Origin of the sequence: Paenibacillus sp. FSL R10-2771, from assembly GCF_038000205.1 — a bacterium.
Taxonomy (GTDB): Bacteria; Bacillota; Bacilli; order Paenibacillales; family Paenibacillaceae; genus Paenibacillus_AQ; species Paenibacillus_AQ phytohabitans.
This window is the reverse complement of record NZ_JBBOBM010000001.1, coordinates 1309021-1334705: the sequence shown is the minus strand read 5'-3', so window position 1 is coordinate 1334705 and position 25685 is coordinate 1309021. Positions and strand designations below refer to the sequence as shown.

The window sequence follows — 25685 nt, the reverse complement described above, 5'->3', positions numbered from 1 at the left end:
TTATGCTTAGTATGCCTATTCTTTTCAGTTGGGTACTGATCATAAACTCCCAACCTGCTTATGCTTCTGGAGATATCAAAGGCAGTAAGCTAGTAACCGGTACGGAGAAGTTGATCGGAGATGTCACGACTTGGTTGATGATCCTTGCCCCCGTAGTCGCTGGCTTACTTATCATTTACTTCTGTATTCGTCGCTCTGCTGCGGACGAGATGGACACGAAGAAGTGGAACAATCGGATTATCGTGGCCATCGTTTCTTGTATTGGAGCCGTGCTTGGTTCAGCCACTCTCAATGTCATTATCGGCTATTACAAGTAATTCGGGCGTGTCCCCTGGACAGGCTCTTTTTGTTTTCCATACCACACTATATTTCTGGAGGTTATGAATAATGAAAAAATGGTTGAAGGCAGCAAAGGAAAAAAGCATAGATACTGCAGCGCTGGCAAAACAAACCCTGCGCAATCGTCGCGGAGAAGGTTACGTAGATACCGGGATCAAAATTCTGATTGCCGTTGTCATCGGAGCCTTGCTGCTGGCCGGCCTGTATGTGCTATTTAATGGCACGATTCTTCCAACCCTGACACAACGCATCAAGGATATGTTCAACTACAAAGGCTAATCCCACTACCTTTTGCGGGAGCGGCCTTAGCGCCGTCTCCTGCAGGAAGGAGGCATGAAGCTTGGATAAAATCATTTTGCTGCTAGTCATTGCGCTTTTGAATGGTTCCTTGGTCTATATCGACTCTCTGCTGAAAGACATCATCCCAATTTCACTTTACGCCGAGAAATACATGACGTTAACCACCGGTGCGAATCTGCTTGAAAATCTTTACGACATTGTGTTCTCGTTCGGTGTAGCCTTAATGATCCTCAAATTCCTGAAAAAAGGCTTCGAAATATACGTGTTATGGACTGATGGCGATCCTGATGAAGAACCTCTTTTTCTGCTCACCAACTTTTTTCGCTCCATGGCTGTTGCGATCTGCTTCCCCACTATCTACACCTGGCTCGGTCAAATTGTCGAAGACTTATCCAATCAACTGCTGGGAGCAATCGGTCAATCCACTAATTACGATTGGCAGATGTGGGTCAATGCTCTGGAATCTGCCGGATTGGTTACTGCTGTCTTTGGCCTTATCTTCGTGGTGTGCTTCTTTATTCTATACTTCCAGTTCTTGATGCGAGGACTCGAAATGTTTATCTTACGTGTTGGCATCCCGCTGGCCTGCGTCGGTCTACTGGACAACGACAAAGGCGTATTCCGCGCGTATGCTCAAAAATTTATACAATCTATGCTGGCAGTCGTCATTCAGATTTCTTTAGCAAAACTGGGCGTCGGATTAATGTTACAGAATCATGTGTTTTGGGGTATGGCCTGCATGATGCTGGCGATCCGGACCCCTCGCTTCCTCTCCGACTTCTTGATTACAACCGGAGGCAATGGAGGCGTGGTTAACAATGTCTATCACAGTATCAAGCTCGTAGGCATGGCGCGCAAACTGGGCAAGGCAGGTTAGCCGATGGTAACCCTGGAGGAATTAGCCCAAGCCTGCATCTTGCTCATCCGAGTGGGCTGTGTATTTCGCTTCATCTATACCATGGTCCGGCTTTCCGGAGCAGATGAGGAAGCAAGCAAATATAAGAAGCGTGCTCGCAATGTCGTCATCTTCTATGTACTCGCGGAAAGTATTTGGCAGATCAAGGAGATCATGCTGCATTACTATCAGTAGCTTGACACTTGAGGCGCTTATACGCACAAAGAAAGGGGCATCCACCTTGAATGAGGAATCTCAAACATTATATATCCCTATGGGTGTCAAACCGCAAAGCGAATGGTTTCCAGGCTTCGGTAAATCACAACTGATTCAAACCTTTATTGGCTCCTTCGGAGCCTTTTTTCTTGCCCTTATGATCTGGCTCCTGAAAGGCAGTGTCCCCTTTGCCGTCGTCACCTTCCTCAGTGGTGTTGCTGCCTCTGTGATGATGACAACCAAAGATCGGCATAACCTCTCTGTACTGGATCAACTTCGCTTTATGGTTGCCTACAAGAAAAGCCAGAAGTATTACCCTTACCGTGCTCTGCCAGAATGGGATACCACTTCGATATGAGCAGTATTTCCCTTCATACATGGCTGCTCTTTCCTCTTTTGCTCTGGGCAAGTATTTGCGACCTGAAAACGAAACAAATCCCGAATGCTATCCCCCTTGCAATCTTCCTCGTAGGTTTACTCCACTTCTCCCCGTTCTTCTCCATCCTTGGACTACTGTGTACCGGACTTCCCTATTGGATTGGTGCCATAGGTTCAAAAGGTAAGATTGGCGGCGGCGATATCAAACTGATGGCAGCTTGCGGCTTTGTATTCGGCCCTCTATATGGGACGCTACAAAGCCTATTCGGCTTGGGATTCGTGCTAATTTTTGCGACTGCTATTGCCCTTCGTCATGGATTCCACATCGCCAAATATACGGCCTTACCGCTTGCTCCCTTTTTATCTGCTGGCGGTGTGGTGGTCGTTATACTGGCTCATCTCGCTCAGTAACTGTTCATTTCTAGGAGGTCACTCAATTGAAAAACCTTTTTCCAAAACGTTCGACTGTAGGCTTTCTTTGTATTATCCTCTCGCTCATTTTGACTTTGGGGATTGCTCCTCTGTTAAACCAAAAAAGCAGTGAACAAACCAGTATTGTTCGTTTGGTTAAAAATGTGACCAAAGGAACCGCAATTGCCCGGGAAGATATAGAGACGGTACAAGTTGGGGCATATCATTTACCGGCCGATGTACTGTCGTCACCGGACAATGTAATCGGCCATTACGCAACTGTCGATATGCTCAAAGGGGATTATCTCCTTCCCGGGAAATTGTCTGCGGTGCCGCTGGACGCCTATGTAAGCCGCTTGAATGGAACCAAACAAGCCATTTCGATTTCGATCAAAAGCTTAGCTGCCGGTTTATCCGGAAAACTGCAATCCGGTGACATTGTAACTCTGATTGCTTCCGACTATGGTGAACTGCGTACCACGACTGCCCCGCCGGAATTGCAATATGTAGAGGTGCTGGGAGTTACAACGAGCAGCGGTGCTGAGGCCCAATCACTGGAGAATGCATCAACGAATTCGGATGGAGAAGAACAAGCACTGCCGTCAACCTTAACGTTGTTAGTTCTTCCGCAGCAAGCATCCCTCTTGGCCGACCTGGAAAACAAGAGCAAAATTCATGTGGCTTTGGTCTATCGCGGAGATGCAGCTACTGCCAAAACGTTCACTGATAAACAGGATAATTATTTCGCAGCAAGTTCTGCTCCGAAGGAGGAGAGCGGTCATGAATGAAAAAAAGTTGATTGCCGTATGGGGCAGCCCAAGCAGCGGAAAGACGGTGACAGCAGTAAAGCTGGCTCAAGCCTTTGCCAATCGAAAACAGAACGTGCTTTTGCTTTGCAGTGATGCGCTTTGCCCCTCTGCGGCCACGATTGCACCAAAGGGAAGCGCCAATCATGCTTCTTTGGGAGAACTACTTAGCTTGCCAGCTTTAAGCCAGGACGATATTTTACACTATGCTTTGCCGCTGGATGTCTCTCCGCATATTGCACTTCTGGGATACAAAAAAGGAGATACCTCCTTCAGCTATGCAACCTACAGCCGTGAGCGTGCCTTAGACTTGCTGACCCTTGCTCGTCATTTGGCAGATGTGGTCATTGTAGATTGCTCGAGTTATCTTTCAGCCGATCTTTTATCCGTTATTGCGCTGGAGTTAGCCGATCATGTGGTACGCATCCACAGTTGTGATCTGAAGAGCCTGATGTTTTTCGCTTCCTATATGCCTCTTCTGACCGACCACCGCTTTCGCCGTTCCAGTGTTGTTTCAGTGTTATCCAAGGTAAAACCCGAGCAGGACAGCAACGAATATACTCAGATCTTTGGTGGTATCGACATAACGCTGCCCTACCTTCTGCAGATTGAACAGCAAGTAGCTGCGGCTCAATTATTGGAGGATTGTTCTGGCAAAGAGGCTGCTGCCTACCTCCAAGGCATTCATTCATTAATCGACCACCTATTGCCAGCCAAATCAGCAGCCACTCCGCCTAAACGAACAGATTCTTCCGGCCACCCCCTTTCCTATTTCAAAAACGCGTTGAATCGTTTCTCACGAATGAAACGAGGTGACCGTTCTTGAATCATGCTGCTCATTTTTTCTCTACCGAGTCCAAATCGTTTACCGATGTGCTGCAAGAGGTTCAGAGCTATCTTTCCGGAAAATACGCAACGTTGATTAGCCGAAAACCTGAAGAGCAGAAACAGCAGCTTATCGCCTATATGAGTCAATATCTAACCGACCATCGCCTACACGTGCCAGGACTATCCTTTGATGAACTGGTCAACCGTCTGTATGCCGAAATGGTTGAGTATTCCTTCCTCACCCGCTACCTGTACTCCAAAGACGTTGAAGAGATCAACATCAATGGCTATAACGATGTCAAAATCAGCTACACGGATGGCCGAATCATTCCGGCTGAGGAACAGTTCTCATCGCCAGAACATGCCATTGATATCGTCCGGCGGCTGCTGCATCAATCTGGAATGATTTTAGATTATTCACAACCGATAGTACGCGGACATCTTGCCAATAACATCCGTATCACGGTATTCGGACCACCGATTACGGATAAAGAAAAAGGCATTGCCGCCTCGATTCGGATCATTAATCCACAGAAACTAGCCCGGGAAGATTTCGTCGTCAATGGCACGGCGACTGCCGAAATGCTCGATTTTCTGAGTCTTTGCTTGCGTTACGGCTTGTCTATGTGTGTGACGGGCGCTACAGGCAGCGGCAAAACCACCTTGATGAGCTGGCTTCTCTCCACCATCCCCTTTGAGAAGCGGATATTCACGATTGAAAATGAGACTCGTGAATTTGATTTGGTCGTCCAGGATGAACACGGACTGGTCCTCAATAATGTTGTACACACCGTTACCCGCTCCAGCGAAGATCCACGGCAGCATATTGACCAGGAAAGACTACTGGAGTTTGCCTTAACTGCCAATCCGGATGTGATTTGTGTGGGTGAAATGAAATCAGCAGAGGCGTTCGCTGCTCAGGAAGCAGCCCGAACTGGGCATACCGTCATTACGACTACCCATGCTAATTCTTGTTTATCCACCTATTACCGTATGGTCACACTTTGCACCCAGAAGTACGAAATGAACGACGCTACGCTGTACAACTTGGTGACAGAGGCGTTTCCGCTGGTGTTATTCGTCAAGAAGCTGGAAGATAATTCTCGGCGGATCATGGAGATTACGGAATGCCGCATCCTGCCAAATGGACAACGGGAAATCGCTCCCCTATTTCGCTATGCCGTTCATTCCATCAGGGAAATTAGCGGAAAAATTGTGGTGGAGGGCGGATATGAAAAGGTCCGTGATATTTCTCCTGAACTGCAAAAGAGGCTTTTAGAAAACGGAATGCCATTGTCTCGGCTTACTACACTTCTGGAAGGAGGAGCAGCATGATTTTGTTTTTAGTTTCTTTCGTCGTTTTATCTGCTGGCTGCCTATTGCTACTGGATCTATCTCCGCGGGTGCTACGAGAGGAATTATCGCACACCCTCACACATTTATCCTCGCGACAGCTTTCCCTCGGTAAACGCGTCCGATTGGCTCAACACCCAAAAAAGCTCAAAGGGTGGCGCGCTGCTATCCAAGAAGCGAAGGCTATTCTTCAGCAAACCGGGCAAGCAAATAAAATTGGTATCATGGCCGTAAGCTCTCTAGCCTTGGCTATTCTAGGGGCTATCTTGGGAATGATGCTTCACAACGGCTGGCTGGCACCGGTACTAGCTGGAGGGCTCGCCCTCTGTCCGGTATGGATGGTCATTTTCACCTCCACCTTCTATAAGAAACGGCTTCATGCCGAGTTAGAAACCTCCCTCTCTATTATCACTACCTCATATCTGCGTAGTGAGAACATACTGGTAGCGGTCGAAGAGAATCTGCCGTACCTTAATCCGCCGGTAACCGATGTCTTTCAGGCATTTCTAGCCGAATCCAAACTGATTCACTCCAATTTGCGCTTAGCGCTTCTTCAGCTGCAGGACCGAATTAATGACAGCGTCTTTCAGGAGTGGTGCGCTGCGCTGATCGCTTGCCAGGAGGATCGCACACTCAAGTCCACGCTAATGCCAATTGTCGCCAAGCTTTCGGATATGCGTGTGGTCTCTACTGAGCTGGATTATCAACTGTACGAGCCATTGAAAGAATTTTTAACGATGGCGCTGCTCATGCTGGGAAACATTCCTTTGCTCTACTTTCTCAATCGGGATTGGTTCCACAGCCTAACGGATAGCTTGCCGGGACAAATGGTGCTGGCTCTTTGTGGCGTGACACTCTTTATTGGGTTTGCGGCAGTCATCCGGTTAACACGGCCTTTGGAGTATAAGCGATGAAGGACGGAGCTATCGAAACTGCCTATTGGTTGAGTGAATTGCTAGAGACAACTCCTCAGGAGCAGGAGGAGATTGCTCACCTACTCGATCAGCATGGGACGAGCGAATTCTGGATGCGGCTGAAAGAGTGGGAATTCTCTGATGAACTTTATACCAAATTGCATTTTGTCAGCGAGGTATTGAAGAACCTAAAGGAGCCTACCTGATGGCCTTAAATCCATTGGATGATCAATTGATTACGGATTATATCCAATCGCTCTCACGGTTGACCGGCATTCCGCTTGATAAATTACAGCAATATGGATCTGCAAATAACTTGCTGAACGCTTTGGAGCACCCGTACTCCTTGGAATTAACAAGCGCGCAAATTCGTAAGGTTGAGCTACTGAATGCGTTCCTTCGTTCTCATCGTTTTTTGCAGTGGGAAGAAGAAAACGCCAAACAAGTGATCTCGTCACCTGAAATAGCAAATCGCTATTTCTCCATCCATCTGGCCGGCTTAAAAGATCGGGAGCGTTTTATGGTGGCTTTTTTGGACCGCAAAAATCAAATCATAGAAACAAAGGTGATTTCCGAAGGAAGTGTAAGCGAAGCACAAGTCTATCCCCGGAACATCCTGAAGGCCGCTTTGAATGCTGACTGTTCTTCGATCATTCTGGCCCATAATCATCCAAGTGGAATTTCTACACCTTCACCCGAAGATATCATGCTCACCAAGAATCTAGTCTCGATTTTCTCTCCCCTTCATATCCAGGTTCTTGATCATATTATCATTGCAGGAACAACCTTCGCCTCGCTTGCCAATCTTGGACAAATGCCGCGTGTTGCAGAAAGTACACCGAGTTATAGTAGTCAAAGGCATCAGGCTCGGGAATTAAATACTCCCTATTCTGTCGAGCTCCTTCCTTGTTCTGCGCTCGAGAAGCAAGCTAATGACGAATGGGAAAGATAAAGGAGGTTACCTCTCACTTATGACCGGCATACTAATTGGCTTCCAATTCCTTATGGCAGTTGGGTCTTATTTTATTGTCGCAGAATGGATAAAACTCCACACTTTAGCTTCTACTCGCGCAACTCTTCTGGTTGCCAGAATTGGGAAGGCTAAAGGCTCCATTTTGCAAAGCGTCATTTTTCGTTTATCTACTTGGCTAGCCGGCAAGTTAAAACTCGGCGATTACTACAAGCGAAAAACGGCGGCGACCTTGCGTTCAGCGGGGATATCACTCACCCCTGAGGCTTATTTAGCCGGGGCAATTGTAAAGGCTGGATTAATCTTTTGTGCAGGATTCTTCATTCTTCCACTACTACCCCTATTGTTTCCGGTATTTATGTTTCTCGCAATTGCTGTTTTTTTCAAGGAATCACGGCAGGCAGACGAAGTCGTGCGCAAGAAACGGGAGCAAATCGAAGTGGAGCTTCCCCGTTTTGTTGCCACCATTGCCCAGGAACTTAAGGCATCCCGCGATGTACTCCGCTTACTGGAGGTTTACAGTAGACATGCTGGCGGCAGCTTAGAACACGAACTGAATATGACCGTAGCAGACATGAAGAGTGGCAATCAGGAAACAGCTCTTTTACGGCTGGAGGCACGATTGGGAAGCTCCATGCTGTCTGATGTAGTGCGCGGGTTACTTGCCGTTATGCGCGGTGATCAAGGTTCAGTTTACTTCGATATGCTTGCCCATGATTTCAAACTCATGGAAATCCAACGCCTTAAACTCACAGCCATGAAACGACCTGGGAAAATCCGAAAATATTCTCTTTGGATGCTGGTCTGCTTCATGTTGATGTATGTAGTCATTCTGGGCATGGAAATTATGAAGGCTGTCGGCACTCTTTTTTAGTCATTCGCTCACCTTATGAGAAAGGAAGCTGGCCATGAAGCACCTCATCAATAAACGTGGCGAGGGATATGTGGATGTTGTCGTATTGGTCATGGCCGTCATGCTCTGTGTAGCGTTGGTGGTAAAAGTTATCCCCGTCTTTGTAACAAAATATCAATTAGATACTTTTGCGGCAGAGCTAGCGCGCGAGGCTGAGATTTCAGGTAGAGTCGGACAGGAAACTGCGCAGCGGGCCACAGAACTACAGGCGCAAACCGGGCTGCACCCTACGATCTCCTGGAGCAAAACCGGGCAGATTCAGATTAATCAGGAGTTTACGGTGACGCTGAATACCACCGTTAATATCGGGTTGTTCGGCGATTTTGGTTCCTTTCCAATTGAGCTCACGGCGAAAGGCGCCGGCAAAAGCGAGGTGTACTGGAAATGAAGAACCTTCTGAAAAATCGGTTCGGTAGCGGATTCCCCTTAATTGTAGCTGTTGTATTAGTCGTGTTGCTTCTCTCTTGCGCTGTGTACGAATTCTTGAGACTTAGCATTATAGCCTCCGGAGTACGCGATGCAGTTCAAAGTGCCATTATTTCCGTTGCAACAGAAAACTATAGCAATGTCTATCCAAGTCTTCGACAAAGTTACTCAGGAGGATACATTCGTTCCTCGGGTGGATGGGCAATCAAGGTTTCTACAGGTGACATCTACACTCGGCTTGTAAAAACTCTAGGATTAGTCCAAGAAGGAAATCAATATGTAAAGCGGACAGGGGGAGAGGTTGAATACACTATTTCCGATCTAAAGGTCACAATACAAAACCCAACCTTTGCTCCCGCCTCCACTCAGAGTATCCAACAATTCACTACACAGGCCGTTATTCATCTGGAAGTTCCACTTTCTTTTGGCTGGGGGCATTTGCCCTCTATGAAAGCAGACTTGCCAATTCAAGCCGTTTACCGCCCTAAGTTTAGTAAGTAAAGTATTATTTCATAAAAAAATAAAAACCGTTACGCTGTTTCTATTGGAATTTACATTTTTATACAGTAATATAGAGATAGTATCTCCCCCTCCAAATTAATCTTTTTTATAAAGGAGATGTAGAATTTTGAAGAAGAAAAGAGTTTTATTGATAGCCAGCGGCCTGGTTATTGTAGCCATCGGAGTATACTTGTGGAGTGACTCTTCCCATCCAGATGATAATAAGAATGTAGCTACTCTTAGTAATACGGTTTCAGTTGCTTCACCGTCTCCTGCAATAGAAGCACCTGACGTAACAAAGGCCCCTGTCATCTCTTCGGAACAACCAAGTTCATCACCAGTTGCTGTACCCGAAATTAGCCTCCAACCCTCGCCTTCTGAAGCCCCTATCCTCCAGCCTGAAAAAGAAGTAACGAAGGTTGAAGTTCCCATCTCCCAGCCTAAAGTAACCTCTAAACCTACAGAACCGCCAAAACCAAAAGTTAAGGAACCTGAAAAAGTAACGTCCTCTGCGGCCCCTCCTAAGTATGACGAGAAGCAAACTGAACCGAATAAGGAAACGGCAACTACTCCCACAGCAGGAGACAAGAACGACAAAGGACAAGTTTATGTTCCTGGATTTGGTTGGGTCAAGGATCAAGGCGGCGGGAGTCAAGGAACAAGCGTAGGCAGTGAAGGCGATGAACTAACCGGCAACAAAGTTGGCTCGATGGACTAAACACTATACACATTAATTTGGGCGTAGCAAATTGCTACGCTCGTTTTATTTTGGAGGAGGTTTATTCTTTGAAAAAAATAAAATCAGTTCTCCTCATCATCGCAGTTCTTCTGTGCATATTTCCATACTCCGGTTACGCTGACGGAACAGGAGATGGCAATATTGATCATGGTGGAGGAGGCATGGGCAGCGGTAGTGATCAGAATTTTTGGAATACTCATGATGAAGGAGTGCGAGTAACAATCATTCGAGACAGTGACCAAACCACTGTCACTTCACCGGTTGATTTCACAAATCGAACACCGCCGAATGCAATTCTGCATTTTGGCAAAGTCAGCAAATTACAGTATACTCACGGAGCGCATTTAACACCAAACACCGGTGTCTATACCTATGTTCACCCCCAGAAAGAGCTTCCCTTCATTATCAAGTCGAAAAGCGGGCAGACCAGCATTGAAGAAATTAAAAGTTATTTTACAGACGAGCTGGTTGTTCAATATATTGCGGAAGCCAGTCATGTCGATTACGACACTCTGACTAATGGTAACTACAAACTGCTTCTTGAACCGATTGCCTACATCACTTTTCAAGGTGTAAAAATGGCCATGACTGCACATGAAGCTGCCTTGTACGATCAAATCCTTAGTGGTGGTTTACGCTCTAAAATGGTCAGCCTGACGCATCAAAATCTTCCTCTGGCAATCTTCCTTGAAACACCAGATCTTGGCTTTCCAGCCTGGGACGGTCCTACGGACAGTCGCGTGAGCAACGATCAAATCATAAGTTCTCTTGGACTTGGGATAGTGCGCTTTAAAGACGCTTCGACCACTCCCCCTCCCACCGAAACCCGCTTGCAGTACCGCACTGACACTGATGTCATCACTTCCGTACATCTTTCCACAAGCACTCAGATTAACCCCAAAGCTCCTGCCAGTGTTACCTTCAGTATTATGGGCAGCAATTACACAGTAACGAATATCGTTATTCCAGATGGGGATAGCCAGGTCGTTTGGGTAAAATGGAGAACCCCAAGTAAAGCGCAAACTACTACCATCCATATTACATCCTCTAATGGCTGCCTTAGCGAAAGTACAATTACGGCCTCCATTGTCTATATAAATCAAAATCCACCACCTGACCCCAAAGCAACCGATCAAAATACCAGCTATGTTCCACCCAGTGTTCCATCTTACTCCAATCGAACATCAGCATCTTGGGGAGTGTGGTCCGCCAGCTGGCATGAGTATTGGGTATGGATATCCAACTGTCATTGGTACACCACGGGAAAAGATACCGGCTACTGGCAAGATAATGGGCATTGGCGGGACGACGGATGGTGGGATTATACACGCGCAAGCTATATGTCCACCCTCTACGGAACTCAATCCCTCTTGCCTGATCCAAAGTCTCCTTCTCTCTTATCGAATCAAATGAAATCAGGATACGGAATTGAAATCAACACTACTACCGCTCTATCTTCTAATGCTCCAAGCAGTCACATTACAGGAGCACAACATGCCGTTTCCTATTTCCCCGAATATGCTTACCAAAACTACTGGCGGTTGCATGATATAAAGACCTCAGGATATAGCGCCAGCTTCTGGCTTAAGCCTAACGAATATTCCACTTATCAAAGCCGCGTACATTTTACCCCCATCTGGTTCCCTAACGGGTCCTATACACCAATGACTCGAATTCTAGACGCTTGGACGCCCGAAGGAATGCTTACGATCCAACTGCAAAAATCCATCACCATCTCCGGAAATTTGTTCTCGGATTGGCATGTTGCCCCGGAGAATCCTAAATAGAAAGATGGTGCCGCATTAATGCTGCTCCCTATTGTCATGCTGCTTCTCTGCCTAATCGGTGGAGGAGCTGTTTTATTTTACTTAAAAACAAGCAAGCCTGGCTCCAAAACTCCCCTCAACTCAAGTGAACAGACAGCCCAGCAATTCGTAAACGTCCAAGATATCCAAGACAACTTTCTGTATACCCAAGATGGTTGGCTTCTCTGCTATCTTCGCATTTTCCCTATCAGCCTGGATTTACTCAGTAACTCTGAGAAAAAGCTCCTTATCAATAAACTAACAGCCGAATTATCCTCCATCCGCTTTCCCTTCAAGTTTTTGGCGGTTAGTCGCCCAGTAGATATTTCCCCACTTATCTCTGAACTTGTCACGGCAATCCCCACTGCAGACTCCAAACAAAAAGAGCTTTTGCGGCAAGAAATTGCAGAAATGAACACCTTGGCTTTGTCCGGAGAAGTGGTGGAGCGGCAATTTTATTTGATTCTATGGCAGCAGCAAGAAAACGGAGAACGGGATTTGTTGGAGAAGGCCAAACGGCTTGTTCAGCATTTTGAAGACGGACAAGTACAAGCTCATGTATTAAAGCAGCATGAAATTGTTCAACTGTGCAATTTAGTCAACAATCCTTCTTTCATTCATTTAGAAGACTCAATCTTCAGCGCGAACATTCCAGTGTTAAAGGAGGTTTAAACTTTGGATCCGGCTACAGCTAAACTATTACTTAAACTTTCGGCAAGAATTGCGGCCGATAAAGAATCGCGTAAACGAATAGTCCTGCTCATCGTTGCTCCCATCATTGCCTTTCTACTCCTCGTATCTTTGGTACTCCAGATTCTCACCTCACCCATTGAGTCACTCAAACTCATGCTGAACACGAAAGAAACTCCGGTGGTTGATGAACTAAGAGTGGACTACGGCTTCACTCAAGCACTCCAGGCCTCTGACGATGGATATGTAGAAAGCCTTGGACAGCAATATGAAGGCGTCACTTTTCAAGATGGAAGCCGAGAAGTTGTTTACTTCAATCAACTCGATACACGCTGGGCGAATCTGCCCTATGGTCCTCATGACACCATTGGCGTTGCTGGCTGCGGGCCAACTTCATTGTCTATCGTAGTTTCTACTTTGACGGGGAACACCGTCGATCCCGTGACGATGTCGAAATGGGCTTACGAACATGGCTACTTGGCTGAAGGAGTTGGCAGCTACCACAGCTTGATTCCCGATGGTGCCAAACATTTTGGCCTCAATGTAACTGGTTCCTCTATCAACGAAGCACAAAAGGTAATAGATGCCTTAGCTCAAGGAAAGCTTGTAGTCGCCATTATGAGCAAAGGTCACTTTACATCATCAGGTCATTTCATGGTGCTGCGAGGTGTCACCTCAGATGGAAAAATATTGGTTGCTGATCCAGCCAGCCGTAAACGTAGCCAACAAGCATGGGATTTCTCGATCATCTTGAATGAAGCCCGGAAGAACGCTTCCGCAGGTGGCCCGTTCTGGATTATCGGTTGAAGGAGGACAGCAAATGTGGCATGAACAAAAAGATGCGAGCGTGAACATTTCGCTACTTAATGTAATAACACCTATGGGGTTGGAGTTTTCGCGTAACAGCTTGATCATTGGCGAGCAAGCTGCGAAGCTGTACGGTGTCATTCAATACCCGCCAAAGGCTAATGTAGGTTGGCTATCCGCTCTCACTAATTTACCTTCCACCATGGTTTCCATCGGATTTCAACCCATCGACAATAGCGCACTAATATCATCTATTTCCAAATCCATTACTCAAAACCGCAGCACAGCGGATAACGCCAAAGATGCGCTCACCCGACAACGAGCAGAAAAAGCTGCAATAGATGGAGAAAGCATTATGCTTCAAATTGACCAAAACGGAGAAACCGTCGGGCTCATGAATGTACTGGTCATGCCCTTTGCTAATGATGACAAGCTATTTTCTCGGACTTGCCGGCGAGTTGAGAATACCTTCAGCCTAATGCGCTGTAAGATTCGTACTCTGGCCCATTTGCAGAAAGAGAGTTTGCAGCAGCTATCCCCCATGTATCCGGCGCAGGAAACCATTGAAAATATCTTGAACAAGATCATGCCCATGAGCACCTTCGTTGGGGGATTTCCGTTCGCCAGTAGCGGGTTTAATGATGGCACCGGCTATTATCTGGCTAAAGACTCCAGTGGTGGCCTCATTATCATCGATCCCTGGAAACGCGGTGGCGATCGCACCAATTCTAACATTGTCGTTATGGGTGTAGCTGGAGTTGGTAAGTCCACTGCTGTAAAACATGTTGCACTGAGCGAATATATGAAAGGCACCAAGATCATCTTTATCGATCCGGAATCAGAGTACAAGGAGCTTTGTCAGCAGCTAGGCGGGGACTGGATTAATGCTGGGGGCGGTTCCCTAGGCAAAATTAATCCGCTTCAGATCCGGCCAGCTCCGCGGGATGAGGATGGTGAAGAACACCCCCTCTACAAAGATGAAGGAAATGGCATGTCCGACATGGCTCTGCATCTTAAAAACTTGGAGATTTTCTTCAATTTGTACCTCCCCGATTTGAATATGATGCAGCTCGCTGTGCTCAAGCAATGCCTAATCGAACTTTATAACCAATTTAACATAACCTGGACAACCAATATTACTACGCTTCACAACACCGATTTCCCTACCTTCAGCGATTTGTACACTCTCATTCAATTGAAAGAGCAAGCTTTAGGCGATCAGATTTACAAGGAGCTAGTGCTTTTACTGTTTGACATCGCTAATGGTGGAGACTCTTTCCTCTGGAATGGTCACAGTACCATCCAGACCCGTAGCCGCTGCATTTGCTTAGATACGCATTCCCTACAAAACACCAGTGAAAACATCAAACGAACCCAATATTTTAATCTACTTTCCTGGTGTTGGGAGCAAATGTCGCAGGATCGGATGGAACGAGTTCTGCTGATTTGCGACGAAACCTATTTGATGATCGACCCGAAGGTTCCTCAAAGCTTGGTATTCCTTCGCAACGTCGAAAAGCGTGCCCGGAAATATGAGGCTGCTCTAGCTATCGTTTCGCACAGTGTCGTTGATTTTCTCGCTCCAGAAATTAAGATGTACGGGCAAGCTCTTCTGGACATCCCCTGCATTAAGATACTGATGGGGACAGATGGCAAGAATCTTCAGGAGACTAAAGAAATCTACAATCTGACGGATGCTGAGGAAGAACTGCTGGCCAGCAAGAAGCGCGAACATGCTCTGCTGATGATTGGCTCCAAGCGTATCCATGCCCATTTTGAGATTCCCGATTATAAATTTGCTTATATGGGCTCCGCGGGAGGACGTTAACGATGAATAAACACAAACAGATTATTGAGCTATTCTTTTACATCGGTCTGGTGATCGTTGGAGTCATTCTCTTACTGTTGAAATGAGGGGTAATGTATGATCTTATATTTAACAAGCGAGGCTCGTGTCAATTTACTTGATTTCTTGGAGCAGGAGTTTCCCATTAAGAAGCTAACCGGAAATTTTAGTCTTCTGTCCTTTGTCGTAAAGGACATGCGGAATTTCTCTCATGCCAACTTTGTTGTACTGGATCGGATAGCAATAAGCGAATCTGACGAGGATTTGGTTCAAGCACTTCTCTCGTATCAGACGATTTATGGAATGCGCGTAATTATCATAGCTGAGGGGCTGCCAGCCAGCAGCTCCCTGGTTCAAAAATTAATCCGAATCGGCATCTTTGAAATTGTAACGGGTTCAGAAATTGAGCAACTCCATGAAGAATTAAAAGAGTGTTTTTCGGATGATGGTATGCAGCGGTTCAAACCCGCAGCACCACCTCAGGTTGATAAAGAAAACCAGTCAACTTTACTTATTCCTGAGCAAATACAGTATCATTTTAAATGCACCAACTTAAAAGTTGCCATCGCTGGTTCTGATCGGCGTGTGGGAACAACGATAACTGCAATGAATTTAGTTTGTTGGATCAATGCTCACGGTGGAACGGCATGTTATGTGGAGGCTAATTCAAATAACCATTTGGCTCATATTATTCATTTATATGAACCAGAAAAGACAGGTAATGCTTATAGTCTGAAATGTAATGATCTTTACATGACAGAGGAATTGAACCAAAGATACAACGTCATTGTTATGGATTGTGGAGTGCTGGGTGAACGCATTCAAGAGAGTTTTTCTGCGGCGGACATTCAGCTTTTGTGCGGATCTGCAATGCCTTATGATTTGGCACGATTTTATCGAGCTATAGAACGGTGTAGAAACCTTCCCGTGCAGCCATGTGGAATGTTTGTTCCTCATGATCTGAAGACTTATATGCTTGAAACAATTGATGCCCGCATTGTTTTTAGAGACACTTCTCATGATTTATTTGATCCGATTTCTAATATGAAATTGTACGAAAAACTGCTTGCTTCTTACATTACTGAGCTGTGAACCTCTGACTCAACGATTACTCATTTCCATACCAGAACAGGTTGGGAAGAGATCACATCCTCCCAACTCTCATCAATAACCCCAAGTCATTAGATAACATTGGGTTCTAGATACTCTGTGCAGCAACTGAATTGCATTTTTGACTTTGACTAATCACTATTTTTATATCAATTAACGAAAAAGTTTACAAACTCCGTACTGTTTGTTAAATAACTCGAGAAATGATTAAAACTAAGGGTAACACATTACATTCTAAGTCTAAAATCTTGAATTTTAGCACTTATAACTTCTTCTACACCTCTCTTATTAGGCGATTTTAAAATTGATTTCATATCATAATCATCTAGTATAATTATCATTTTCCCATGTAGCATCCACTGCTCTCTAGCAGTATGAAAACAACCGTTACTATCTCCACCATTTCTTGAAAAGATAATTCCAAATAAACCTGCACCAAAAGGCTTAAGATAATTTGCAATTTGTAAAATATCTTTTTTACTTACTTTTTTAGAATAGTTTTTTGCATCTATAACAATGTAGTCTGCATTGTATTTATCCCTGATAAATTTCCAAAAACCTTCATTAGAATAATTAGGCAAGATGTAATCTCTTCTATTTGAATTAGTTGCATCTCTGGATTCACAAATTGGCTTACTAAGTGGAGGGCAAAAGTACTCCTCTAAAACTTTACCAATTAATCTTTGATATTTTGACCAATCATCTTTCCCAGGCTTACACTGCTCTAAATCTGTGATTAGCCTTTGTTCAAATGAAGATACGTGTACATTACTAAATACAAGAAAATAAGATTTTATTATACTATCGGGCATTCGATATAACTCTCTACTAAAATTAGTTGCTATATAATCTATATCCCAGACTTGAATCTGTTGATTTTCGTAATTATTTTTAGCTTCTAAAGGAATTCTTGTAGGTATTGCAAGTACTCGTTCATTTAATTGAATCTTATTACTCAGCGTATCAAAAAAGTTAATAATTTCATTGTTTTGGGTTTTAGACAAAGTCATCACCGATTTACAATCCAATATACTAATTTTCTCATCAGACTTTAGAAATAGATCAACAATAAGATTGTCAATTTTACTAACTTTATAATCATATTCTACTTGATCATATTTTTCGCTCATTGAGATTAATTCAAAAAGAAAATTTGTGAATGCACTCTCTCTTAAACCAAAGTCAAGAGCACGATCACAGTTGAGACAAATTGTTACTAAATCACTTCTATCATTTCTCTCTCTAAATTGTTTAGGTGTTAAATGCATGTACACTATTCTTTCATTTGAGCTGTCTGCACCACAGATCAAGCATTTTTTCTTACCAGCCTGATCAACCATTATAAATACTCCTTAGCATTAAATTTGGTTATATTGATATTTATCCGCTATTATTAAGAGCTTTAATTTATATATCTATAGTTAGGTAGATTCATTATAATCTTTTATATCAGTACCTACCTATAATCATTCGTTCAGAGTTAGCAAAATATCATTTAAAATAACATTTAAATTTTTTCTCAGGATAATTTTTTTGTATATAAAAAACTCACTCATGTCATGAAAAATTTGTTTCCAGTAGCTAATAGCTCCAACAATAAGAATAGAAATAATAATGACCACTATAAAAATAAAGATTTGGCCTTCATTGTTTTGATAATTTTTCAACTCATAAAAATGCTTCAATAAATAATTTAAATTCGGAGCAATAGCAGCTATTAAAATACTTGGTGCGATTAAGGCTGGCATCTTTTCATTTTTATTGTCTTCCTTATAAGATTCTATCAAATTTTCTATCTAAATAAGATTTAATTCTCTCTCTTTTCTTGGAATCTTGTATATACTTTTCTAGTTGCGTATCTATAGAAATCATTAATACCACTCCCTATATTTTCCTTTAGTTTACCATGTTCGGTTTTATTTTGAATAGCTGTCTCATATTTCGCTTGCTTCAGATAATATAATGAATATTAACAGGATTTTCAAAAAATCAATTCATTTCGGTTGAATAAAGATGAACAACTTTTCGTGTTAATTTACTTAACCTTCTTTCAAAATTAGTTTCTCTCGTCAGACAATTTTACAGTAAGTTTTTGTGATCTAAGCTGCAAAAAAAAAAGACTGCAACTCTGTAACGAGCATACAATCTTTGTTCAAGCAGCAGCTTCCTCTATTAGATAGATCTATTATCAAGTATATTCAGGTATTATTTATAATATACATCATTCAAATGTTCTTAGTAGATTTTCCTAAATAATTATTAAAGTACTGTTAACCTATCATTTACTATTGTCGGATCTCTGAGATTTATCCTAGTAAACGTATACTCTAGTACATAAATGTACCTTTCCATGGTGTACGCATAATATGAAGCCATTTCTTAAGCGTCTCCCGATCAGCTTTTTCGATCGGATGCTCCCTAGCGGTAAGTAACTGCTCCGCACTAGGAGATAGCATATTTGAAGTAACAATTAAACCTGCTTCTGCATTCTCAACTTCAACATCATAATAAAGTGCCTTGATAACCATTTGATCAATCTTTTCTTTTCGACGCTTACACTGGATTAAAAAGGTCGGCGAAGACCCGCCTTTTGGATCTTTACGCCACGCTCGTGCGTCAATTCCTCCGTCATTTGATCCAGGTCCTATTTCCACGAAATAACCTTGTTTTTCAAAAAACTCACAAGTCAATCCTTCAAATTTACGCCAATGAATTTGACCTATTCTTTCTGAGTGCTGAGATAAATAATCAATAAAACGCTGATCGAAATATACACCGTGCTGAGTTTCAAGAGATCGGCTTTTAAAAAGTGATTGAAGTGCTGTTGTGTCACTCCACTCAACATGACGGACCTTAGCCCAAGGACTTCGGTGTAACTGATCGCTCGTAGAGAACGCAAGCTTACAAGCGATTTCAAAGCCATCCCACCCATATTCGACTTTCATTTCAACTATAAAGGGTTCGGGATCAATAATTTTAGTTTTATGATTTTCTGGATTCTTTAAGAATTGAGTTAGAAAATCAGTCCATGCCTTAGATATTTCCATATAAAGTTCAAGCTTTTCTGGCTCTTTACGAAGGTAATGTACTGACAATGATGTATGTGGTAAGAAATCTGGGGTTCTGGTGTTTCCTAATTCATAGAGCAAATGTGCAATTAGCTCCTCATATTCTTCAGCCCTGAAGCGGATACTTTCATTCCGCGAGCCTTCCCATAAAGCAATAAAACGCTTTGGAATTATCTCGGAAAACTCTGATAAAGTAAGTGCTAACCCCGATTTGTAGCCAATTATTTCAGATGTTTGACTAATAAATCTACCACGATTAACATTGATGTTTGCCAAGGATTTAACCTCCTAGTCTAAATCTAGCCATTATCAACTGAAAGAAATTTTTAATTATAACTATTAGAGTAAACTTATATTGCTATAACAAAATTCATTAAAATAAGTATCAGGATTAACCTTTATATATAATTTGACATGTTTCTGGGATAAGAAGCCTCCATCCCAGAAACACTTGATTAATGCGCGTGACCTAACACCACAGAATTAATTTCCCCTCAAAAAAATCCCTGAAAAGTCTTTGACATGTAAAAATCATTTCTCAATCTCAGCCACCCTACAATTCGTTTCCAAATCAATATTTCCCCTACTATAAGATTGGAAATGAACATAGCCAATTTTTTCCGATTCTAATCCTGATTTATTTTTTATTAGGCTTACAAAATCTTCATTGTGGCTGCTGATTAAAACTTGTTTTTGTGTAACCACTTGGCTAATTACATCAATGAATGAGAACACGTTGATATCATCCATATTCTGAAAAGGATCATCAATTCCGATCATTTCAAGTGGCGTCCATTGTTGCGATAAAGCCAAAGAAAGAAATATGCATATGGCCAGCACATTGGCTTGTGCGGAGCTAAATGTCAAACTAGCGTTGAACTTCTTTGCTAATTCATCTTCCGATAATTCAGTCCAGCTTGCACTCTTACTACTGCTTTCACTCATTAATACATATAACTTACCATCCCTAGGTATTAAATGTACGTGCTTATAAATAGCATGAGGACTAATTTGCATGAACAACTGATCAATTATTTCGCTATAGTTAACTAAATAATCTGTCATAATTGTGCTACGTATTTCATTATGACGAGTCCTCAAATTTTCCACATCTACTTCTAATGTTTCAAAGTATGTGTTTTCTTCGTCTTTTGCTTTAACCCGTTCCCTTAGGGAAAACTCTTCTTTCTTTATCTTTGATAAATCTCCTTTTGATAAAAATGCTTCCGCTTTCTCAAGAACCTGTTTCATCGTGATGTCTAGAATTCCTAATTCAGCTTTTTGTTGCTTTAATTTCCCGATCCAATCTTCAAGCTTTGGATCGAATTGATTAAATTCAGGGATCATTATCTTAATCTCCTGAGTTTTTGATGCCTGATCATTCCATTTCTGTTCTAATGCCATTAGTTGGCCTGTTTGATCTTTAAGATGAGTAATAATGGATTCATATTCGAAATTGGCTTGCACCAAATATCGATCTATTTTCTTTATTTTATTCACAAGTTGTTCTTCATTATTAAGATAATCAGCTCGTCTACCAACAACTTTTTCTTGTTCGATACACCAGTTAATAGCAATGTTTCGTTCGTTTATACTTTTCGATAAATCAGTTCGATCTTGATCAAGGCTATTTACCAAATTAAAGGAAGTAAGATAATTATCCAGTTCTATCATCAGAGCATGTTTTAATCGGTGGATTTCAACTTCTGAGTCTTCTTCATTCCAATTGACAACTAATGATTTCTGTTGTTCAATTTGCATTTGAAGTTCATCTTGTATATTCTTTATTTCGTCCATTTGTTCAACTGTTAATTTTGTATCTAATTCTATTTGATTAAGTTTTCTGTCTAACTCATTTTTCTTTCCAGTTAATTTCATTACATCCTGTTCAAGAACTGTCAGCTCTTGGCTTGCTTCTTCCCACTTTGAACGTACTGCAATGTGAAGATTATCAGGACTTATGAATTTAGTACCACAAACTGGACAAGAATCTTCCAATTGTTCTAAAATAGAGTGCTGAATATCGTGAATCATTTGAGATATGGTATTCTCTTTTTCAGAATTAATTTTTCCTGTAAGTTCAGAAAGCTCTAATCGGATTGCATCCAAGCTCTTTAGAGTCTGATCTTGAAGAATTTGCAATTGATCCTTTTGCTGTTTTTTCTCATCCATTTTCTTTCCAAGTTCTAACAAATTACGTTTTTGCACATGTAGATTACTCTTAATTTCCATTTCCCAAAGATTTTTTTTCAGTTTATTATATTCATCAATAAATTTATCAATATCACCGAATCTGTCTTTTGCAGCTAGTACGTTAGGATTTTGCTCAATTGCTATAATTTTATCTTCAACTTGTTTAATTTTTTCGTTTAGCTCTTGTATTTCTCTTTGCTTGGCTACATAATCTCTATTCTTTTGGATCATAGCATCTAACTCTGTTCTGTTCTTGCTACCCAGAAAAACACCTGTATTTCTACGACTTTTCTTTAAATCAAGTACTAGAATCTTATCTTTCAGATCTTGTTGCTCGCGGTTGAATTGTCCCTCTGTTAAATCAAAAAGTGATTTAGCATTTTGCAATGTTAGTAGAATTCGATCAAATTCATCCAGACGAGTCGTTACATTTCTTCTCAATGCACTATATATTAATAAAATATCCTTGTTTAGTTTTGGGGAAAGTGACGCCATTGTGTCAGGAGTTTTCACTCCGAATTGTTTGATATTATTATGTAAATCAGCTAGATGTTCAACTATTTCTTTTTCTGTAGTTCCTCCCAGTTTATTCTGAAGAGTTTCCTTTTCATTAAGTTGAGTTGATACCTCGAGCCAAGAATCTCTAATTTCTTGACGCTCAGTAGAAACACGCCCCTTTTCTTCTTTAATAACTTGTATAGATTCCAGTAGGTATTTGCCAAAGTCACTTCCATATTTATCCAATCCTAATACCTTTTCCATAAGTGTGAAGCGCTCTTGAGGATTACTGGTAAGAATGAACTCATGTAATTGATCCTGGGATAAAAGTTGAGTAGTTGAAAAATAACTTGCTAGGAGTTTAGTTTTTTCGATATTTGCCTGTAGCTCATCATTTCCACTTCGAAATAAAATTCCGCATATCTTCAGGTTGCCCTCTTTTACTCCATAGTTCTCTCCGTTGACTTTAACTTTTGTAGATTGTGCTGTTCTACTCTTTTGTACAGTTCGAGTTATCTTGTGAATAACTGTATCTGTTTCAAGCCAAACTTCAACAGAAGCATTAATTCTTCCATTTTGACTGTTTAATACATTCTCATTAATTAAATAATTGAAATTTAGATATTCACTGGTTCCCCGATACCTCTTTATTTCACCAGTGAGACACCATTGTATAGAATCGAACAATGAGCTTTTTCCATGTCCATTCGGCCCTCCCACTAATATCAACTGCTTATCAGAGAAATCAAACTCGTACTTTCCTGGGAATACTCTGAAATTATTAATAATCAGGCGAGAAATTCTCATTTTGCCTCATCACCTCTAAGTAATTGTCGGATATACTGTTTTGTTTCGAGCTTCTTATCTCCATGTTCTAACTGATCCAACTGAAAGTATCCTTCCACCACACGACGTATTTTAGGATCTAATTTCTGTTCGGCAAGTAATTCTTTCTTGAATTTTTCCAAAAAATCATATTCTTTTTCCATACGGTAATTATCTCCTTGAAGAAAGGGAACTCTTTCTAAGTCTTCAGGATTATGTAGTACATACTTCCGACAGATTTTAGAGTTTTTTTCCACCCTGTTCATTTCCATTGGCATATCAGGTAATAATGCTGATTCCCAATCTAATACAAGAAGAAAATATAAATTATTTTTATAAACAGGTGGCAAAATATCTAACAAATGCGAAATAACAAACTGATCTTCACGCCAATTTAAAAGAAAATGATGGTTACTAGTATATGTTTTTAGAACAGCTACACGATCTTCCGAGATCCAGATTTCTAAGTCAGCGTTGAGATGCATAGAATAAACAGCATCATCATCAAAAGGTAAAGCCTTTACATCATTTTGAAACTGAGCCTGATCAAGGCGTTGTCTTAATTGATTGGGATTCATGCTTTCATCTCCCTGCTATTCATCTTTTGTATTAATTAATTTATGCCACGCTTCCCTCATTTGATGATCAGAAAATGTGCGAAAATTGGCTGGATCATTAAAACGATTAATAATAAGGTTGATTTTGTCTTGCTTTTGAAATTTGATGTGTTGGGGTTGATCAATAATTTGACCTTCATCCGCATCATGGTTATGAGTTATAGGAATCAAAGCAGCGAATGGATCATTTTCTACTAAAACAGAGGGTGTTTTATCTTCATTTGTTACAAAACAATAATAAGTTTGTTGTAAACTTTGAGTAAACATACAGTCTCTAGATCTAGATATAATTTTCCTTAATGCATGTGAGTAGTTTTCTTTCTCGCGTGCGTTATACATAGTAAAAATACTCCAGGCTTCATCGCCTTGCTTACCTTGCTTAAAAAGAAGTTGAGCATCATGAAAAAGGAAATTCCGATCAGGATAAAACGCTAAGCAAATCATCATATATTTTAGCGATTCCTTTAAATAAAACTCATCACTCATTCTTTGCAAAGAAGGTAATTGGGAATTGTTTAAGTAAAATAACCTATTTAAAAACTGTTCATATACATATGGATTACCATTTAAAACTTCATGCTCCAGATTGTCATACATCCAACCTATTGTATTCATTAGATCAACTTTCAACGATGTATTCCATGAAGCATCAATTTCCTCACGCAACTCTTCAAAGCATTTTACGAATTGCCCCCGTTGTACGGCTTGTTCAACATCTCTTTGAATATCCATCAGGGCGTTTTGTTGCCAATCATGAATCCATTCAGTAATTTCATTCTTGTTAAATACTAAGAGCATCTTGTCAGGGAGGTCATCGTTATGTGTTCGTTCAATAACACGCAACAATAATTGCTTGAAAACTTTACGTGCTACATAATCATAAAATAGGCCATCTCCAGATAAACGTTTTTTTGCTTGTGATTCAGTATGTAATAGTTTATTTGCACTTCCTAGACCTCTCTTACAGTAATCTGATAGTTTTCCAATAATTTTTTCTTTCAAATTTGTCATACACCCTAAATGATTCAAATAAAAACGCTGTAAGAACCATTCTGGATCATGTTTAGCTAATTCATGAAATTGAATTGTTTCAGTAGAAACAACTTTTCCTTTTTCTTTTATCGTTTTTATAAATGGTTTGTTTAAATTCGCTGCTAAATTTTCATCTTTAATGTTACCAATATCAGAAAGTTGATAGGTATCATTTTGGGCATAACACTTTAACCCTTTATTATCATATGACGCATTCGTGGCAATCTCGAATTGCACTCCGAATTCTTTAGCGATATCGCACTCTGTAGGGATAGTATTGAGACGTAATTCAAAACTTGGTAAATTCAAGAAAAGTGTATCAAGCCAACTATCTAACCCGCTATCTCTTTTCAGTAAAGTGCTGGCTGTTAGATGTCTATCTTGCCCGTCTTCCCTTACCGTCTTCACCTGCACAAATCGAATCTTTTCATTACTTAAGAGAGCAACATCGTCCAAAAATTCAAAGATTACTTCACTCCACCAAACGTTCTCCTCATGCAACATTTCAACTATATAATGAATTGCTACATAGTACTGATATACAAATCCTCGCAGTGCGGTAAGGCCCCCTAAATCATCCGGATCTTCATGAAGTAGATACCTTACCGCACAACGAGCTTCTTCTTCAGAAGGTATAACGTTCAAATTCTTTTCACTATATCTGCTTACTTTATCTAAAAGGCCTTGCTCTAATTCTTTATCATCCATAGTTTACCCACCTGATCTTTAAAATAAAATACTTTTTGATTAACAGAACCATTACATTACATTACATTATAGCTATTCTCATCTCCTCAGAATAAAACATCACTATAATTAGTAGTTCTACATTCTCATAGTTAAACCTTCCAAAATTCAACAAAAACTAGTCTTATAATCCTAATATTCAACTATTTTATGAAGAATTCAGACGAAATTTAATGGTTTATCCGCCTTAATGTTAAGTTATCCCATAAAAAACTTTTTTTATATTAATTATAATTTTATCTTTTTTTGGTGCAAAGGAATATAAATACCAAGACCGTTCTGATCCTAACAGCAATCTTCATATATTCTATTTTTCTATAAATAATCATTAATAAGTAAATACTCACAAATCGATCTATCAACATACAAGAAACAGCGCATAATTAATCTTATGTGCTGTTTTTTTGGCGTTATATGGACTATTTTCACATACTCTCTAAATACCAAATTGCCAGCAA

At 41.3% G+C, this 25685-nt stretch carries 27 protein-coding genes; 21 read left to right on the top strand and 6 right to left on the bottom strand.

What is annotated here, in order from left to right; translation table 11 throughout:
* Positions 1–11 precede the first annotated feature (11 nt).
* The 21 genes from NSU14_RS05790 to NSU14_RS05690 all read left to right on the top strand — a co-directional run bounded on the left by NSU14_RS05790 (position 12) and on the right by NSU14_RS05690 (position 16229).
* Complete coding sequence (locus NSU14_RS05790) at positions 12–317, top strand: Mbov_0395 family pilin-like conjugal transfer protein (RefSeq protein ID WP_340943414.1); 306 nt, start codon at positions 12–14, stop codon at positions 315–317.
* A gap of 70 nt (positions 318–387) precedes the next feature.
* Positions 388–618, top strand: a complete 231-nt coding sequence (locus NSU14_RS05785) for a DUF6133 family protein (RefSeq protein ID WP_094901599.1) — start codon at positions 388–390, stop codon at positions 616–618.
* Positions 619–679: 61 nt separating this feature from the next.
* A complete protein-coding gene (locus NSU14_RS05780; protein WP_336101961.1) occupies positions 680–1516 on the top strand; it encodes a conjugal transfer protein TrbL family protein in 837 nt (278 codons plus the stop codon).
* 3 nt (positions 1517–1519) lie between these two features.
* Entirely contained in the window at positions 1520–1729 is a 210-nt protein-coding gene (locus tag NSU14_RS05775; protein ID WP_336101960.1) for a mercury transporter, read from the top strand.
* Positions 1730–1775: 46 nt separating this feature from the next.
* Positions 1776–2108, top strand: a complete 333-nt coding sequence (locus NSU14_RS05770; protein WP_336101959.1) for a hypothetical protein — start codon at positions 1776–1778, stop codon at positions 2106–2108.
* The gene (locus NSU14_RS05765) at positions 2105–2539 is read left to right on the top strand and encodes a prepilin peptidase (protein ID WP_336101958.1); all 435 of its coding nucleotides are present in this window, start codon (positions 2105–2107) and stop codon (positions 2537–2539) included. The genes NSU14_RS05770 and NSU14_RS05765 overlap by 4 nt, the downstream gene beginning before the upstream one ends.
* Positions 2540–2565: 26 nt before the next feature.
* Positions 2566–3327, top strand: a complete 762-nt coding sequence (gene cpaB / locus NSU14_RS05760; protein ID WP_336101957.1) for a Flp pilus assembly protein CpaB — start codon at positions 2566–2568, stop codon at positions 3325–3327.
* Positions 3320–4171, top strand: coding sequence for a MinD/ParA family ATP-binding protein (locus tag NSU14_RS05755; protein ID WP_336101956.1), 852 nt, complete (start codon positions 3320–3322; stop codon positions 4169–4171). The genes cpaB and NSU14_RS05755 overlap by 8 nt, the downstream gene beginning before the upstream one ends.
* Positions 4168–5508 (top strand): CpaF/VirB11 family protein, encoded by a 1341-nt coding sequence (locus NSU14_RS05750; protein WP_094901587.1) that lies wholly within the window; start codon positions 4168–4170, stop codon positions 5506–5508. The genes NSU14_RS05755 and NSU14_RS05750 overlap by 4 nt, the downstream gene beginning before the upstream one ends.
* Positions 5505–6440 carry a type II secretion system F family protein gene (locus NSU14_RS05745; RefSeq protein ID WP_336101955.1) on the top strand — a complete coding sequence of 312 codons (936 nt, stop codon included), beginning with the start codon at positions 5505–5507 and terminating at the stop codon, positions 6438–6440. The genes NSU14_RS05750 and NSU14_RS05745 overlap by 4 nt, the downstream gene beginning before the upstream one ends.
* The gene (locus tag NSU14_RS05740; RefSeq protein ID WP_336101954.1) at positions 6437–6646 is read left to right on the top strand and encodes a hypothetical protein; all 210 of its coding nucleotides are present in this window, start codon (positions 6437–6439) and stop codon (positions 6644–6646) included. The genes NSU14_RS05745 and NSU14_RS05740 overlap by 4 nt, the downstream gene beginning before the upstream one ends.
* Positions 6646–7392 carry a JAB domain-containing protein gene (locus NSU14_RS05735; protein WP_336101953.1) on the top strand — a complete coding sequence of 249 codons (747 nt, stop codon included), beginning with the start codon at positions 6646–6648 and terminating at the stop codon, positions 7390–7392. The genes NSU14_RS05740 and NSU14_RS05735 overlap by 1 nt, the downstream gene beginning before the upstream one ends.
* Positions 7393–7411: 19 nt before the next feature.
* Positions 7412–8284 carry a secretion protein F gene (locus NSU14_RS05730; protein WP_336101952.1) on the top strand — a complete coding sequence of 291 codons (873 nt, stop codon included), beginning with the start codon at positions 7412–7414 and terminating at the stop codon, positions 8282–8284.
* Between the two features lie 34 nt (positions 8285–8318).
* Complete coding sequence (locus NSU14_RS05725; RefSeq protein ID WP_336101951.1) at positions 8319–8711, top strand: DUF4320 family protein; 393 nt, start codon at positions 8319–8321, stop codon at positions 8709–8711.
* Positions 8708–9250: a hypothetical protein gene (locus NSU14_RS05720; RefSeq protein WP_336101950.1), complete on the top strand. Its 543-nt coding sequence runs from the start codon at positions 8708–8710 to the stop codon at positions 9248–9250. Before NSU14_RS05725 ends, NSU14_RS05720 begins: the two co-directional genes overlap by 4 nt.
* Before the next feature lie 127 nt (positions 9251–9377).
* Positions 9378–9968 carry a DUF6550 family protein gene (locus NSU14_RS05715; RefSeq protein ID WP_336101949.1) on the top strand — a complete coding sequence of 197 codons (591 nt, stop codon included), beginning with the start codon at positions 9378–9380 and terminating at the stop codon, positions 9966–9968.
* Between the two features lie 68 nt (positions 9969–10036).
* Entirely contained in the window at positions 10037–11776 is a 1740-nt protein-coding gene (locus tag NSU14_RS05710; RefSeq protein ID WP_340943405.1) for a hypothetical protein, read from the top strand.
* Positions 11777–11794: 18 nt separating this feature from the next.
* The gene (locus tag NSU14_RS05705) at positions 11795–12466 is read left to right on the top strand and encodes a hypothetical protein (RefSeq protein WP_336101947.1); all 672 of its coding nucleotides are present in this window, start codon (positions 11795–11797) and stop codon (positions 12464–12466) included.
* Between the two features lie 3 nt (positions 12467–12469).
* Positions 12470–13291, top strand: coding sequence for a C39 family peptidase (locus NSU14_RS05700; RefSeq protein WP_336101946.1), 822 nt, complete (start codon positions 12470–12472; stop codon positions 13289–13291).
* The gene (locus NSU14_RS05695) at positions 13239–15119 is read left to right on the top strand and encodes a VirB4 family type IV secretion system protein (RefSeq protein ID WP_340943403.1); all 1881 of its coding nucleotides are present in this window, start codon (positions 13239–13241) and stop codon (positions 15117–15119) included. Before NSU14_RS05700 ends, NSU14_RS05695 begins: the two co-directional genes overlap by 53 nt.
* Before the next feature lie 96 nt (positions 15120–15215).
* Positions 15216–16229 (top strand): hypothetical protein, encoded by a 1014-nt coding sequence (locus NSU14_RS05690; RefSeq protein WP_336101944.1) that lies wholly within the window; start codon positions 15216–15218, stop codon positions 16227–16229.
* A gap of 245 nt (positions 16230–16474) precedes the next feature.
* On the opposite strand, the gene NSU14_RS05685 is transcribed toward NSU14_RS05690, so the two are convergent.
* From NSU14_RS05685 to NSU14_RS05660, 6 genes are all read right to left on the bottom strand, one after another.
* On the bottom strand, positions 16475–17587 hold the full coding sequence (locus tag NSU14_RS05685) for a hypothetical protein (RefSeq protein WP_336101943.1): 1113 nt from the start codon (positions 17585–17587) through the stop codon (positions 16475–16477).
* A gap of 126 nt (positions 17588–17713) precedes the next feature.
* Positions 17714–18034, bottom strand: coding sequence for a hypothetical protein (locus NSU14_RS05680; RefSeq protein WP_340943399.1), 321 nt, complete (start codon positions 18032–18034; stop codon positions 17714–17716).
* A gap of 540 nt (positions 18035–18574) precedes the next feature.
* Complete coding sequence (locus NSU14_RS05675; RefSeq protein ID WP_336103780.1) at positions 18575–19591, bottom strand: restriction endonuclease; 1017 nt, start codon at positions 19589–19591, stop codon at positions 18575–18577.
* Between the two features lie 255 nt (positions 19592–19846).
* Positions 19847–22813 (bottom strand): SMC family ATPase, encoded by a 2967-nt coding sequence (locus NSU14_RS05670; protein WP_340943396.1) that lies wholly within the window; start codon positions 22811–22813, stop codon positions 19847–19849.
* Positions 22810–23409 (bottom strand): ABC-three component system middle component 1, encoded by a 600-nt coding sequence (locus tag NSU14_RS05665; RefSeq protein WP_336100954.1) that lies wholly within the window; start codon positions 23407–23409, stop codon positions 22810–22812. The genes NSU14_RS05670 and NSU14_RS05665 overlap by 4 nt, the downstream gene beginning before the upstream one ends.
* Before the next feature lie 15 nt (positions 23410–23424).
* On the bottom strand, positions 23425–25188 hold the full coding sequence (locus NSU14_RS05660; protein ID WP_336100956.1) for a dsDNA nuclease domain-containing protein: 1764 nt from the start codon (positions 25186–25188) through the stop codon (positions 23425–23427).
* Between the last annotated feature and the right edge of the window lie 497 nt (positions 25189–25685).